Source organism: uncultured Agrobacterium sp. (assembly GCA_913777615.1).
Lineage (GTDB): Bacteria > Pseudomonadota > Alphaproteobacteria > Rhizobiales > Rhizobiaceae > Agrobacterium.
In genome coordinates this window covers 81,562-94,781 of sequence record CAJYTK010000022.1, presented here as the reverse complement: position 1 = coordinate 94,781, position 13,220 = coordinate 81,562, and the positions used below count along the sequence as shown (strand labels likewise).

The 13,220-nt window shown below is 56.8% G+C and carries 15 protein-coding genes and 1 tRNA gene; 7 read left to right on the top strand and 9 right to left on the bottom strand.

Going from position 1 to position 13,220, the window contains the following annotated elements:
- Window positions 1-52 precede the first annotated feature (52 nt).
- Both QZ862_RS19945 and QZ862_RS19940 read left to right on the top strand, forming a co-directional pair.
- Complete coding sequence (locus tag QZ862_RS19945; RefSeq protein ID WP_296101660.1) at window positions 53-1,708, top strand: iron ABC transporter permease; 1,656 nt, start codon at window positions 53-55, stop codon at window positions 1,706-1,708.
- A gap of 190 nt (window positions 1,709-1,898) precedes the next feature.
- Entirely contained in the window at window positions 1,899-2,291 is a 393-nt protein-coding gene (locus QZ862_RS19940; RefSeq protein ID WP_296016954.1) for a PRC-barrel domain-containing protein, read from the top strand.
- A gap of 91 nt (window positions 2,292-2,382) precedes the next feature.
- Here the strand turns inward: QZ862_RS19940 and QZ862_RS19935 are convergent, their stop codons facing one another.
- The 4 genes from QZ862_RS19935 to QZ862_RS19920 all read right to left on the bottom strand — a co-directional run bounded on the left by QZ862_RS19935 (window position 2,383) and on the right by QZ862_RS19920 (window position 6,332).
- Window positions 2,383-2,628 carry a DUF982 domain-containing protein gene (locus QZ862_RS19935; protein ID WP_296101510.1) on the bottom strand — a complete coding sequence of 82 codons (246 nt, stop codon included), beginning with the start codon at window positions 2,626-2,628 and terminating at the stop codon, window positions 2,383-2,385.
- Window positions 2,629-2,922: 294 nt separating this feature from the next.
- The gene (locus QZ862_RS19930; RefSeq protein WP_296101509.1) at window positions 2,923-4,137 is read right to left on the bottom strand and encodes a cyclopropane-fatty-acyl-phospholipid synthase family protein; all 1,215 of its coding nucleotides are present in this window, start codon (window positions 4,135-4,137) and stop codon (window positions 2,923-2,925) included.
- Window positions 4,138-4,140: 3 nt separating this feature from the next.
- The gene (locus tag QZ862_RS19925; protein WP_296075427.1) at window positions 4,141-4,950 is read right to left on the bottom strand and encodes a DUF1365 domain-containing protein; all 810 of its coding nucleotides are present in this window, start codon (window positions 4,948-4,950) and stop codon (window positions 4,141-4,143) included.
- Entirely contained in the window at window positions 4,947-6,332 is a 1,386-nt protein-coding gene (locus QZ862_RS19920; RefSeq protein WP_296101508.1) for an NAD(P)/FAD-dependent oxidoreductase, read from the bottom strand. The genes QZ862_RS19925 and QZ862_RS19920 overlap by 4 nt, the downstream gene beginning before the upstream one ends.
- A 216-nt stretch (window positions 6,333-6,548) precedes the next feature.
- On the opposite strand from QZ862_RS19920, the gene QZ862_RS19915 reads away from it, so the two are divergent.
- Genes QZ862_RS19915 through QZ862_RS19905 form a run of 3 tightly spaced genes read left to right on the top strand, consistent with a single transcriptional unit; the run spans window position 6,549 to window position 8,203 of the window.
- Window positions 6,549-7,118: a sigma-70 family RNA polymerase sigma factor gene (locus tag QZ862_RS19915; protein WP_296016964.1), complete on the top strand. Its 570-nt coding sequence runs from the start codon at window positions 6,549-6,551 to the stop codon at window positions 7,116-7,118.
- The gene (locus QZ862_RS19910; RefSeq protein WP_296016966.1) at window positions 7,115-7,777 is read left to right on the top strand and encodes a ChrR family anti-sigma-E factor; all 663 of its coding nucleotides are present in this window, start codon (window positions 7,115-7,117) and stop codon (window positions 7,775-7,777) included. The genes QZ862_RS19915 and QZ862_RS19910 overlap by 4 nt, the downstream gene beginning before the upstream one ends.
- A gap of 27 nt (window positions 7,778-7,804) precedes the next feature.
- Complete coding sequence (locus tag QZ862_RS19905) at window positions 7,805-8,203, top strand: DUF2177 family protein (RefSeq protein WP_296016968.1); 399 nt, start codon at window positions 7,805-7,807, stop codon at window positions 8,201-8,203.
- Between the two features lie 51 nt (window positions 8,204-8,254).
- On the opposite strand, the gene QZ862_RS19900 is transcribed toward QZ862_RS19905, so the two are convergent.
- Window positions 8,255-8,413: a YqaE/Pmp3 family membrane protein gene (locus QZ862_RS19900; protein ID WP_112508387.1), complete on the bottom strand. Its 159-nt coding sequence runs from the start codon at window positions 8,411-8,413 to the stop codon at window positions 8,255-8,257.
- 273 nt (window positions 8,414-8,686) lie between these two features.
- Here QZ862_RS19900 and QZ862_RS19895 point away from each other — a divergent pair, with 273 nt between their 5' ends.
- Window positions 8,687-8,854: a hypothetical protein gene (locus QZ862_RS19895; RefSeq protein ID WP_296075417.1), complete on the top strand. Its 168-nt coding sequence runs from the start codon at window positions 8,687-8,689 to the stop codon at window positions 8,852-8,854.
- Between the two features lie 98 nt (window positions 8,855-8,952).
- Here QZ862_RS19895 and QZ862_RS19890 read toward each other — a convergent pair whose 3' ends face one another.
- From QZ862_RS19890 to QZ862_RS19875, 4 genes are all read right to left on the bottom strand, one after another.
- The gene (locus QZ862_RS19890) at window positions 8,953-9,261 is read right to left on the bottom strand and encodes a hypothetical protein (RefSeq protein WP_296101507.1); all 309 of its coding nucleotides are present in this window, start codon (window positions 9,259-9,261) and stop codon (window positions 8,953-8,955) included.
- A gap of 208 nt (window positions 9,262-9,469) precedes the next feature.
- Window positions 9,470-10,066, bottom strand: coding sequence for a hypothetical protein (locus QZ862_RS19885; protein ID WP_296101506.1), 597 nt, complete (start codon window positions 10,064-10,066; stop codon window positions 9,470-9,472).
- Window positions 10,067-10,268: 202 nt separating this feature from the next.
- Window positions 10,269-10,344 (bottom strand) — tRNA-Thr (locus QZ862_RS19880).
- A gap of 123 nt (window positions 10,345-10,467) precedes the next feature.
- Entirely contained in the window at window positions 10,468-11,427 is a 960-nt protein-coding gene (locus QZ862_RS19875) for a nitronate monooxygenase family protein (RefSeq protein ID WP_296101505.1), read from the bottom strand.
- A gap of 311 nt (window positions 11,428-11,738) precedes the next feature.
- Here QZ862_RS19875 and QZ862_RS19870 point away from each other — a divergent pair, with 311 nt between their 5' ends.
- Window positions 11,739-12,953 (top strand): hypothetical protein, encoded by a 1,215-nt coding sequence (locus QZ862_RS19870; RefSeq protein WP_296101504.1) that lies wholly within the window; start codon window positions 11,739-11,741, stop codon window positions 12,951-12,953.
- Window positions 12,954-13,220 lie beyond the last annotated feature (267 nt).

Sequence of the window (13,220 nt, the reverse complement as noted above, 5' to 3'; positions counted from 1 at the left end):
ACGACAAGGCTTGGACATACGCATGGTTTCTGAGACAGCCAGCCACATACCGATGAAAGCGAGGCCGCGGTTCCATGCGAATGTCTGGTGGCTGATTGCATCGGCCTTCGTCGCATGCCTTGCCCTTCTGCCGGTTGCCGCTCTGCTGCTGGAGGCGGTGCAAGGATCGAGCGGTGTCTTCATGCATCTTCGCGATACCGTACTGGCAACAGCGCTTCCGGAAACGCTGATCCTGCTTCTTGGCGTCGGCATTCTGGCCGGTTTACTCGGCACGGCATCGGCCTGGCTCGTGGCGGCGCATGATTTTCCTGGACGCGGCATTCTCGAATGGGCTCTCCTCCTGCCGCTTGCCATGCCGACCTACATCATGGCCTATGCCTATCTGGATCTTCTGCACCCGCTCGGGCCGGTACAGGGCGCGCTACGTTGGTTGCTCGGCTATTCCAGCCCGCGCGAATTTCGTCTTCCCGACATCCGCTCCATGCCGGGCTGTATCCTTCTCCTCGGTTTCGTACTCTATCCCTATGTCTATATTCCCGTGCGGGCCATGTTTCTCACCCAGGCCGGCAATCTGCTCGAGGCAGCCAGGCTCCTCGGCACCTCTCGCAGGTCGCTCTTCCTGCGTGTGGCCGTGCCCATGTCGCGCCCCGCCATTGCTGTCGGTGTCAGCCTGACGCTGATGGAGGCGCTGAACGATATAGGGGCGTCGGAATTTCTGGGGGTCCGCACCCTGACGGTATCGATCTACACGACCTGGGTGACGAAATCCGATCTGCCGGGTGCGGCTCAAATCGCGCTCTCAATGCTGGTACTGGTGGTGGCGCTGGTGGCGCTGGAGCGCTGGGCGCGGCGCAGGCAACGCTATTCTCTCTCCGCTCAGAAAAGTCGCGTCTTGGAGCCGTTGCGCATCAAGGGTGCCTGGGGCTGGGTCGCTTTCGCTCTTGGCAGCCTTCCGATTCTCATCGGGTTTGCTGGCCCAGCGATTTATCTCGTCACTGAGGCCTGGAAGCGTTACCAGTTCAGCGGCCTGTCGGCGCGCTTCATCTCCGAGGCTGTAAACACCGTTGTCTTCTCAAGTTTCGCAACCATGGTCACTCTCCTCCTGGGGCTTGTGGTCGCTTACGCGATGCGCATTATCCCAGGCCGAACATCACTTTGGTGCTTCAGGCTTGCGACTGTCGGCTACGCCGCACCCGGGACTGTGATCGCCATTGGCGTGCTGATTGCCCTTGGCGGCTTCGACAAGTTTGTTGACCAGACAATGCGGAACTGGTTCGGCTTTTCCACCGGCCTTCTTCTGATCGGAAGCGGCGCGGCTTTGATCTTTGCCTATAGCGCCAGGTTTTTGACGATTGCGGCAGGCGGCATCGATGCCGGTCTGAGCCGTATACCGCTCACCTTCGATCACGCGGCCCGGACGCTCGGTCGCCCACCGGGCGCGACCTTCCGCCATGTGCATCTGCCTTTGTCGAAGGCGGCACTGGCGGCAGCGGGGCTGCTTGTCTTCGTCGATTGCGTCAAGGAATTGCCGGCAACGCTGCTTCTGCGCCCCTTGAACTTCGAAACCTTTTCCACCCAGCTTTATGGCGAGGCGGCAAGAGGGACCTATGAGGAGGCATCGATTGCCGCCTTGGCCATCGTGGTTATCGGCATCCTGCCAGTCATCCTGCTGGCGCGCGTGGGTAAGCAGAGAGCAACACCGCGCTAAAGCATGGTCCACGCAAAACTCACAAAATGCGGCATATCGGGGACAAAAGGGTAGGAAGTGGCCCTGAAAGATCGCGATGCGCTGTGTGTATTCTCCTCCATCCGCTTCTTCATCCTTCCGTGAAGGACGGAACGATTTGTGCGTTAGTGCGGTTAGATCACCATGACGCAGCAAAGAGAGGAGATGCATCATGCTACACAACGAACCCCGCGCCGGACAGGACCCTTACGTCAAGGATACGCCAGCTTTTATCGCCAGCGATAAAGTGGAAGGTACGAACGTCTACGGCGCAGACGGCAAGAAGATCGGTTCCATCGAGCGTATCATCCTGGAGAAACGTGGAGGCCGCGTTGCATATGCCGTTCTGAGTTTCGGCGGTTTCCTCGGCATTGGTGACGAGTACTATCCACTTCCATGGGAAAAGCTGCATTACGACGAAGAACTGGATGGCTACCGCGTCGATCTCACCAAGGAGCAGATCGAAAATGCGCCGCGTTTCGCCGAGCGCGAGGACGACAGCTGGTATGGTCGCGACGATCGCAAGGTCTACGACTATTATGGTGTACCGCCATATTGGATGTAAAACTTCCATACTGAATTCGGCCCCGCGAGGGGCCGTTTTCTTATGGGCTCAAGTTTTCTCGTCGTATCCAGAAGGCATAAAAAAAGGCCGCTTAGTGCGGCCTTCCCTTCTTGGCTTCGGACACAGCGTCCTCAAAACAACGACGCGCTTCCTCGGGTGTCTTTCGTCCATCTAGCGCTGCCCGGCACGCACTTCGCGCCCGGACGAAATTCAATCCTCTGGCATGCGGCCAATTCTCGGTCAGCAATGTCAGTGCATCGAAGGGGCCGGATATCACATTCCGGCTATTCGTGTCGAAGATTACCTCGACAGGCTCCGTCCATACGGTCTGCTTCATTGAACACCTCCCTAACAATCAAGGCAGATGCGTCATGCATCGCCTCGCTCCCGTTAATGAGATTATTCCCAACCACGGAACATTTCAATCGTGCTGTCGATCTTACCGGAGGCCGAAAAAGGACAGGATTGCCAGGACGATGACGACCAGGCCGACGATGTAGATAATCTGATTCATGCTTACGCCTCCACTGGTAGCCGGGGCAACCCGGCTATTGAACTCTCTCACCATAACGTGAGGGGCGACTTCAGGTTCCCAGCAAAGGCCTATTTTCGGTTGTGCGACGCTGGAACTCTATCGCTGAAGCGTGAACTGGACGACGTCGATACGGCCGCTTCTGAAACCGGCAGCACAGTAGTGCAGGTAATATTGCCACATGCGGCGGAAACGCTCGTCGAACCCCATTGGCTCGATCCGCTCCCAGTTGCCGATAAAGGCGCGGTCCCAGAGCATCAGCGTCCGGTCGTAATCCTGCCCGAAGCGGAATTCATCGGTAACGGCGATGCTCTCATGTGCTGCTGCGTCCCGGAATGCGGTAATGGATGGCAGCATGCCGCCAGGGAAGATGTAGGTCTGGATGAAATCGGCATTGCGCCGGTATTGCTCGAAATAGGCTTCATCGATGGTGATGACCTGGACCACCGCCTTGCCCCCCGGGGCTAGCAACTCTCGAACACGCTTGAAATAGACAGGCCAGTTTTCTTCGCCCACCGCCTCAAACATCTCGATGGAGACGATCTTGGAATAGCGGCCCTGGCAGTCTCGGTAATCTTCCAGGCGAATGTCGCTGCGCTCGGACAGACCTGCCGTCGCGAGGCGGCTGCGGGCGTAGCTCGCCTGCTCTTGAGACAGCGTCAGGCCGGTAACGCGGCAGCCGGTTTTGGCCATAGCATATTCGGCGAACCCGCCCCAGCCGCAGCCGATTTCCAAGACGTGATCGTCGGGACCGATTTGCAGTTCTTCTACAATGCGATCGTATTTAGCATTTTGCGCCTCGGCCAGCGTCTGAGCAGGGTTGTTGAACAGCGCAGAGGAGTAGGTCATCGTTTCGTCAAGCCATGTGCGGTAGAAACGATTGCCGAGGTCATAGTGGAAAGCAATGTTGCGGCGGCTCCCCGACTTTGAGTTGCGGCGCAGACGATGACGCAGATAGTCTATCGTTGCTGAGAGCCGCGTTGGCTCGGAAAGCGAGAGCCAGTTGTGCTCGTTGGCAAGCGCGAGCTCCAGCAACGAGGAAATGTCCGGGCTGTCCCAGTCGCCATCCATGTAGGCGCGTGCAAAGCCCATATTTCCGCCTGTCAGAAGGCGGCGGAAAAGCCGTCCTCGGTTCAGCGAAATGACGCCATGAGGCCCCGGCTCCTTACCTTTCAGCACGTATTCATGACCGCCGGGAAAAACCAGCGTCAGACGTCCGTGCGTCAGCCCGCTGAGTTTACGGCAGATCATTCTTTGCCACAGTGGGGCTGCGTGAGGGTGAAACGGGCGCGTTTCCTGCTCAGCGTGGCTCATCGTTCATGCCTCCCATGATTGCGACGTTTTGGCAGGAACCGAGCTTGCAATGCGGCTCGTTGCTGCCGTGTGGCGATAGAGCGGATTGCCCTTGATCCATAGGACAAGGGCTTCCCAATGAATGGCGCCCATGATTTTCAACGTCATAAGCGGATGGGATAAAAAACATTTGGCGAGCGCGCCATCGGTCAGCGGCCGGCGTTTTCCAGTGAAGGTGGCAAACAGCAAGTCGCCCTCGGTATCGCGTTCATTGATGGCAATACGCACGTCGTCGTTCGGCGGATTGATGCGGAAGTCGTAGGTGCAGTCCATCGGAACGAAGGGGGAGACATACATTTCCTTGTCGCAGGAATGCCGGATTGTTTCAGCATCTGCGCCGGGTGTCGGAATGATGTAGGTATGACGTTCGTGGAAGGTATTGCAGACCTCGTAAAGGATGGCGACCAGCCGATCACCGTCTGCCCTGTCATGGCAGAAATAGACGGTGAGAGGGTTGAAGACATAGCCGAAGATGCGCGGATAGCAGAGCATTTCCACACGCAACGCGTCTGGCGCAATATCGATATTTGCTTCGAAAAGACGCTCGCCGCACCACGCCTTCAGGCGGCCTCTCTCACCAATTCCGTGATCCTTGTCATGAAAGCTGAAGACCGAAAATCGATTGTGAGCAAAGAGCCGCATGGTGGAATCGATCAGGGGAAGCTCGTCGAGATCCAGAAGCAGTGAAAACACTCTGTAGCGCAGGCTGTGTTTGCGCGGGCGGTGGCGCGCATGCACGACATTTCCTGCGTATATGGCGGAGCGCAACGTCATCCGACGTGTTCCTCGACCGAAGAGAGGAAGATGCGACCGGATTCGTTTTCGACCTTCCAGGGCCGTTTGACACCGCCGAGCGCTTCCGCCACGGCAAGGCCGGACTGTATGCCGTCTTCATGGAAACCGCTGCCAAAATGCGCGCCGCAGAACCAGGTATTACGGCGACCTTGTAGCGACCAAAGACTTTTTTGCGCCGCCATTGCCTTGGTGTCGAAGAGCGGGTGGGCGTAGTCGAAAGTCCGGATAACCTTCGACGGTTCGACCGCTCGGGAGGGATTCAGTGTTACGAAAAGCTGCATCGTGGGGTCGATCGGTTGCAGCTTGTTCATCCAATAGGTTACGCAAAGCGATTCCGTGCTGGTAGACCCAGGCTCGCTCAGATAGTTCCAGCTTGACCAGACGGCCCGGCGTTTGGGCATCAGGCGCTCGTCGCTATGCAGTACGGCGGTATTGCGGGTATAGTCGAACGCGCCGAGAAGGATCTGCTCTTCCTCGTCCGCATCGGGAAGCAGCGAAAGCGCGTCGTCTGCATGGGTAGCAATCACAACGTCGTCGAAGATGGAAATTTCACCTGAACGGTCGATGATCTCAACGCCTTCCGGCGTGCGGCGAATGGCCGAGACCGGGCTTGTCAAGCGAACCGTGCCGCGAAACTCCTCTAGAAGGCGGGAGACATATTCCCGGCTCCCGCCCTTTACGGTGCGCCATTGAGGGCGACCGGAGATTTGCACGAGGCCATGATTGACAAAAAACCGAATGAAGGCCTGCAGAGGATAGTCGCGCATGTCCTTGGCCGTCATCGACCAGATGGCAGCCCCCATTGGCAGGAGATGGTCGTCGACGAAACCCGCTGAGTATTTGTTCCGATCAAGATAGTCGCCAAGGCTCAACCCCTTCAGATTCGGGTCGTCCAAAAGACTTGGCGCAACCTTGTAGAAGCGCGCGATGTCCCGCACCATCTTCCAAAAACGGGGTTTGAGCAGATTGGATTTTTGGCCGATAAGGCCAGCCAGATCTGAGCCCGAATATTCGAGCCTGCCGCCTCCCAGCGATGCAGCAAACGACATGTCGGACGCCACTGTCGGAACGCCGAGATAGGCAAACAGCGCCACCAGATTGGGGTAGTTCTTCTCGTTATAGACGATGAAGCCCGTGTCGACGGCAATCTGGGACTGGCCCTGCCGGTTCACATCGACCGTATTGGCGTGGCCACCGGGCCGACCTTCACTTTCGTAAAGTGTTACGTCGCAGGACTTGTCAAGCAGCCATGCCGCCGAGAGACCCGATATACCAGAACCGACGACGGCAACCCTGCGCCGTAGCTGTCCGTCTCTTACGCGTGAGGATATATTCATGACATCCGGGTCTATCTTCTTCATGTCAAACGTTACGCAAAACGGGACTGAGTGGATTTCCCGACTTTGAAAATTTGTCTTCTATCTTACGCTGAGGTGATCCACCGAAATAAGTGCGCCGTAGTCGCCTGCATGACGATAAATGTTTCCATAGCGTCGGCACCATGCCACTATATGAGCAACAATAGGAAGAAGCCTGTTGCTCAGAAAACGCGTGGGAGCGAGGTAAAACCTATTCGCATGGGTGAAACAGTCCAGAGAAATATAGAGGATGAGCTTCCCGATCTGCTGAAGGCAATTGCCTCCGAACGGAGCGTAGAAGCCTTCGAAGCCGTTTTTCGACATTTCGGACCGCGTGTGCGGGTCTACATGCTACGGCAAGTGCGCGATGCGCAGGCCGCTGAGGAACTGATGCAGGAAACGATGATGACGGTCTGGAACAAGGCCGCCCTTTTCGATCCGGCGAGAGGCAACGTCTCCGCCTGGATATTCAGAATAGCCCGAAACCTGAGGATAGACGCGCATCGCCGCGACCGTCGCCCGGAGTTCGATATGAACGACCCGGCCTTCGTCGCCGACGATGCGCCCGCCGCCGATGCGCAGATGGAGCAATGGCAGGATGCCGAACGCTTGCATCGTGCTCTGGCCGACTTGCCGCAGGAGCAGCGCGACCTGTTGAAGAGATCCTTCTTCGAAGAGATGTCCCATAGCGTCATTGCCCAGCAACTGAACCTGCCGATTGGAACAGTGAAATCCCGCATCAGGCTTGCTTTCGCCAAATTGCGCGCGGCGTTGGAGGCGCGCATATGAGCGTCAACCATCACATCAGCGACGAGTTGCTGCTCGATTATGCCTCTGGCAGCCTTGCGGAAAGCTGGAGTATCGCGGTAGCGACCCATCTGGCACTCTGCCCTAAGTGCCGCAAGCGACTTGACGCCATGGAAATGGCAGCGGGCGCGCTCTTGCGTGATGCCGAATCCGCGGGGGAGATTTCCGACGACCAGTGGCGATCGATGAAACACCGGCTACATGCCGGGCAGGCCGCGACCGCTAACAAAGCTACAGCGTCACGGTCGTCTGGAACTGCTATTCTCCCCGAACCGCTGCGCTCTTATGCAGGCGGCGATATAGACACGTTAAAATGGAAGCCGCTTGGGCCTGGCGCCTATCACTTCCCCATTCCGACGCGCGACGGTGAGGCGCAGGTTCGTCTGCTCAGAATACCTGCTGGCAAGCCGGTACCGGAGCACACGCATGGCGGACGGGAACTGACCGTGGTGCTGTCCGGTTGCTTCCGCGATGGCCAGGACGTTTTTTACCGCGGCGATTTAGAAGAAGCAGACGAGGAACTGACCCATCAGCCGATCGCGGGTGAGGGCGAAGACTGCATCTGCCTAGCTGTTACCGATGCGCCGCTGAAATTCAAAAGTTGGATGGTCAGGCTGGTTCAGCCGGTTCTGGGAATCTGAATCCCATTCGCAAAGAAAGGCCTCCGCATGCAAGTGATCGTAGCCTATATCGCAACGGCCATCGTTTTCTTCGGTTTAGATTTCATTTGGCTGTCTAAGCTTGCCGTGGCCTTTTATAAGCGCGAAATCGGCGATCTGATGTTGGCGAAGCCGAATTTCGTCGCGGCGGGCATCTTCTATCTCTTCTATATTGCGGGAATCGTCTATTTCGCCGTTGTACCGTCTTTCAATGGCGGCTCGGTCGCCGCAGCGACACTGTCCGGCGCTATCTTCGGTTTCTTGGCCTATGGCACCTACGACATGACGAACCTGTCCACTCTCAAGGGCTGGACATGGCGTCTTTGCGCGGTGGATATAGTTTGGGGAACATTGCTCACCGGCCTCGCGGCCGCAGCTGGGGCTTGGGCGACACAGATATTCGTCTGATGCCGCCGAAAAGAATGACGGCCCGCGTGGCGCGCCGTCAGATTTGCGACCTTATTTGCGTAGGATCACCCAGATTGCATGGATGATCCCGGGGATGTAACCGCACAAAGTCAGCAGAATGTTCAGCCAGAAATGAAGGCCGAGGCCGACCTGCAGAAAAACGCCGACGGGCGGCAGGATAATGGCGAGCAGAATGCGAATGACGTCCACGATCTAAATCCCATGTCTATTGTTGTCCGGCCACTAACGTCGTTGGGAGACGAATAGTTTCAACCTCATCTTCCGGCCACCCTGCTTACACTGTTCACCCTTTTTGAAATTCATCTGCTATCCGCGGTTGCTGCCGACTATGCGCCTAAAATAGTTTTGCGATGAAATGGATATCATATTGTCATTTTACGATTTGATAACCAAATGTATCGGACGGTAAGAAAGGGTGTTTATCGCCTCACCATATTCACATTAGCGCCTATGGTAGGATCAATGAAAAAGCCGATAGACAAAGCCGGACTGATCTTCGTCGCTCTCCTGTGCGTTCTGGTAGGTCTCGTCCTCAGCATCGTCCTCTTCGATGACAAGATCCAGATCGCTCCACAGGTCCAGGACGGGTCATTGATTCCGCGTACGTCTCCTCAGCCAACAGTGAATTGAAGCTGATGTTATCCGCAACGCGCGAGCAGACCGTCGTTCTGGAACGTCAGTCGAGAAAAAGATGATGGCATGAGCCGCACGCCTATTGGATCCGTTGCTCAGATCCCATCGAGCGCAACCTCAGGCGAAGCCTGATCGACGCGCTTCTGGAGTGCAACGACCATTGCATGCAGGAATTCCTGGCGACGCGGCTCTTTGGTTGCTGCCAGCACCATCTTCAACCGCACAATGATCTTGTTCATGAACCCGACGTGGTTGAAGCTATCGGCAGCGATATTCACCTCGACCTCGTCCATATAGTGCGACAGGTACGGCTCCAGCTCCAGGTTTTCATCCATCTGGTAACGATTGGACATCTGCTCTCCAAGCGTCGCCATTTGCGCGTGAGGGCCATATTCGTCGATCATTCAGTCTCCTCTTGTGTTGAGAGACTAAGATAGGCGAAGTCCAGTTGAAGGACGAGAGGCGAGGGATTCACATCGCGAAAACGTGAAATCAGGTTGATCGTCTGAGCAATCAAACGAGCGATGCAAGAACATCTGGTGTGGATCAGGGTTCAAGGGGTTCCAAAGGGGCAAATTACCTTGCTGGTTAGGCGGCGCATCGCGTTGAACTCTAGTGCACAATCGCGGGGTGAGTGATGTTAATATTTTCTAGGCCAAACTCAGCAGCAGCCACCGAGACAATTAAAGACATGTCCTTGTCCCATTCGTCCAGGTTGTTGGGATGCGGGTCGTCGAGTTGGTCCTCTAAATCAAAAAGGTCGACTAGAGCGCCTCGCAGAACATGGCGGCAGTCGTCGTCATAATCGCACAATGACTGGACAAGATAACAACCAAGTTCATCGTCTTTGTAATTGCGAAAATATTCTCCGGTGAGAAAGATGGCGCTCATCCGTCGCACATCGTCGCTCTTATCTTGCATCCACTCGCGCACTAGCGCTCGGTAAGGGTCAATGAGGCCCAGGTACCGACAAATCGCTTTAAGAGCGTCTTCGGCGTACTCCGTGTTTTCCTCACCTTTCAAATACAAAGACAGAAGAGGGGCGTCGTCTTGAGTTCCGCAAAGGCCAATAACCCAAATCGCTTCAAAGATGCCGCCGTCGCGGTTTCGAAGGATTTCACGAGCGAATTCTACCTCCACTGGGGAAACTTCTCCCAGCTTGAGACCTTTAGCGCGACGTGCCACGTCTTCGATGTCAATTGTGTTCAAATCATTACTCCGACTGAACAGGAACAACAGTAAGGCAACGGCTATCTCATTAACTTCCAAAACTCGAAGCACCACAACCAAACTACCCTTCAGGGCTTTGTGAAGGGCTTCCTACCGAAACGCAAAAGGGGGGCAGAAAGGTGGGTAGAGACGTATCAGATTACCGTATGAGATTGAAGTATAAACGTTTTAGTCCGAGAAATGGTGCCGCTTACGTGACTCGAACACGTGACCCCGTCATTACGAATGACGTGCTCTACCAACTGAGCTAAAGCGGCCTGCGCAGGCGCCGAATAAATCTTCGGCGCGGCGTATGGCGGGCTGATACAGCGATTGAGGTAGGATTTCAAGCGCCGAATGTCAGCTTGTTGAAAATTTCCCAACCGGCTGGTCGTCTCGGCTCAGGATGCGCAGACCCGCTGCTTGGCGGCGGCGTACTCAGCTGCCAAGCGGTCGACCAGCGAAGAAACCGGTTCGACGGCCTTCACAGCACCGACGCCCTGTCCTGCACCCCAGATGTCCTTCCAGGCTTTCGCGCCCGTGGCAGCGGAGGCGAAGTCCATCTTGGAAGGGTCGGCAACCGGCAGATTGTCGGGGTCGAGCCCGGAGGCGATGATTGAGGCCTTCAGATAGTTGCCGTGGACGCCGGTGAAGTAATTGGAATAGACGATGTCGTTGGCGTAGGCCTCGACGATTGCTTGCTTGTAGGCGTCCGTCGCACGCGCCTCGCGTGTCGCAATAAAGGGGGATCCGATATAGGCCATATCGGCACCCATGGCCTGGGCTGCCAGAATGGAGCCGCCATTGGCAATTGCGCCTGCCAGAAGCAGCGGACCATCGAACCATTCGCGGATTTCTTGCACCAGTGCGAATGGCGAGAGCGTGCCTGCGTGCCCGCCAGCGCCGGTCGCCACCGCGATCAGACCATCGGCGCCCTTGCGGATTGCCGAATTGGCGTGGCGATTGTTGATCACGTCATGCAACACGATGCCGCCATAGGAATGAATTGCGGCATTCACCTCCGGCACGGCGCCAAGCGATGAGATGACGATCGGCACCTTGTATTTGACGCAAAGGCTAAGGTCATGCTCAAGCCGCTTGTTGGACAGATGCACGATTTGGTTGACCGCAAAAGGTGCCGCCGGGCGGTCTGGGTTTGCGGCATTGTGGGCGGCAAGTTCTTCCGTCAGCATCGCGAGCCACTCGTCCAACTGGCTTTCGGGGCGCGCGTTCAGGGCGGGAAATGCACCGACGACTCCCGCCTTGCATTGCGCCAGAGTCAACTCCGGATGAGATATAATGAAGAGCGGCGAGGCAATCACCGGCAGGCGGAGATTGTCCTTGAGAATGGACGGCAGCATGGTTCCTCCCAACGAACGACGATTGCTGATTTACGTTTACGCGCACGTAAGATTTAGCGAAGCGGGAGGCGGTTGAAAAGCGAAAAGAGTGATCGCCAAGGCGAAAGCCATCAAGCCCAACCAGTTGCCGCGGCACGGCGTGCTTTTTCAAAACCTATGCCTTGGCCGCCACAGTGGTGACGTTTTCCCCAAGCCAATTTCTGCTTTGCAGGGCAGGTGGCTTGCGGTTGCGCCTTCTAGTCGTTACCGAATCGTAAACATGGTGGCCGAGGCGTTGATCTTTCGCGATTGGCGAGGAAAAAGGACCGAGAGTGAGCGGACTGGAAACGGCAATCAGAAATGCCCTGCAAAAATCGGATCGGTCGAATGCCGAGGTGCGCGCACGCATCTATCAATCGTCGCGACAGGCGCTCGAAGCAGGCCTGCGCAAGCAGGGCATTGACGACGAGACAGTGGTCGCGCAGCAGCGCCAGCGGCTTGAAACACTCATCCACACCATTGAGACGGAAGAACGCAACCGCCTGTTGGACGTGGTGGAGGATCACGTCCGCAGGGAGGCTCAGCGCTCAGCGCTGCCTCCTGTCGCATCCCCTTCAGTCACTCAACCGGCGTCTGATGGTGCCGCTCCCTCCGTTTCGCCTGCGCGGCAAGACGAGGATGAAAATGAAGGCTATGCCGAGCCCGTAGAGCCACCTGTTCGCGCTGCGCCCCGTCACGCAGCCGCACCTGTACATGACGAGATGAGTGAGTTGCGCGCCGAGCGTTCGGACGAGGCCTCGGATCGCATCACCTCGTCTGCCGGTCCATCTTTCGAAGCGTCTTCGCTTGCCTTCAAACCGGAGCGTGCGGCCAAGGGTCGCCGCAAGAAGGGCATCATCACCCGCCTTTTCATCTGGTTCACGCTCCTCGCTTTCATCGGTTTCGGCGGCTGGTGGGTCTATAGCTCTGGCCTATTGCTGAGCCCGGCCGAGAGGGATACCAGCGTTCCGAACCCGCCGCCGTCGGTGGAGGCTGAAGATTTCGATGGGCAGACAAGCCCGCAGGAGCCGACACTGTCGGCAGGGCGCGGTTTCTCGGACGCCTGGCAGGAAGTCTATAATGCAGAACGCGGCAATACCGGCCTTCAGCCGGGATCGCTCTCCAAGGTGGCAGATGTCGCGACTGCCGGTGGAAAGGCGGTCCGCGTCACCTCACAGACGGGCGATGCCGATGGCAATATCGCCATCACCGTTCCAGTCGATGTGCTGCGGGAAATGGCAGGCAAGTCTTCGACGATTTCCATTACCCTGCAGTCGGGCAGCAATGGCCAGAGCCAGGTGTCGGTATCGTGCAATTTCGGCACGCTCGGCGATTGCGCGCGCCACCGCTTCACAGCGACGCAGGAGCGTGCGGACATGCTGATCAATGTGAACTTCGATCGGACCATGGCACCCAATTCGCCTGGTCAGATTTTCATCAACAGCGATATCGATGGCAGCGCCCGACCGATCAACCTTTATTCGGTGCGCATCCTTCCGGGTCAGTAAAGCGCTGGCACGCCCGTGGATGGATCGCCTCGATAGCGAAGTGAGCGGCCATTGCGGGTACCCCGGCGGGAATGAGGGTATGAAGCCGTCGCTTTTTAAGAGGCGATACTATGCTTGTGCCGAAATTGTCGAAAATCGAATTGATGAAGCGCGTCAAAGTGCGGACCAGATCGACGATCGACATGTAGACCCTATCGCGATCAAACCGCATGTCGAAGTCCGTCAGATCGGTCAAGGCCGATGCAGGTTCATCATGTCGGCAAGGCT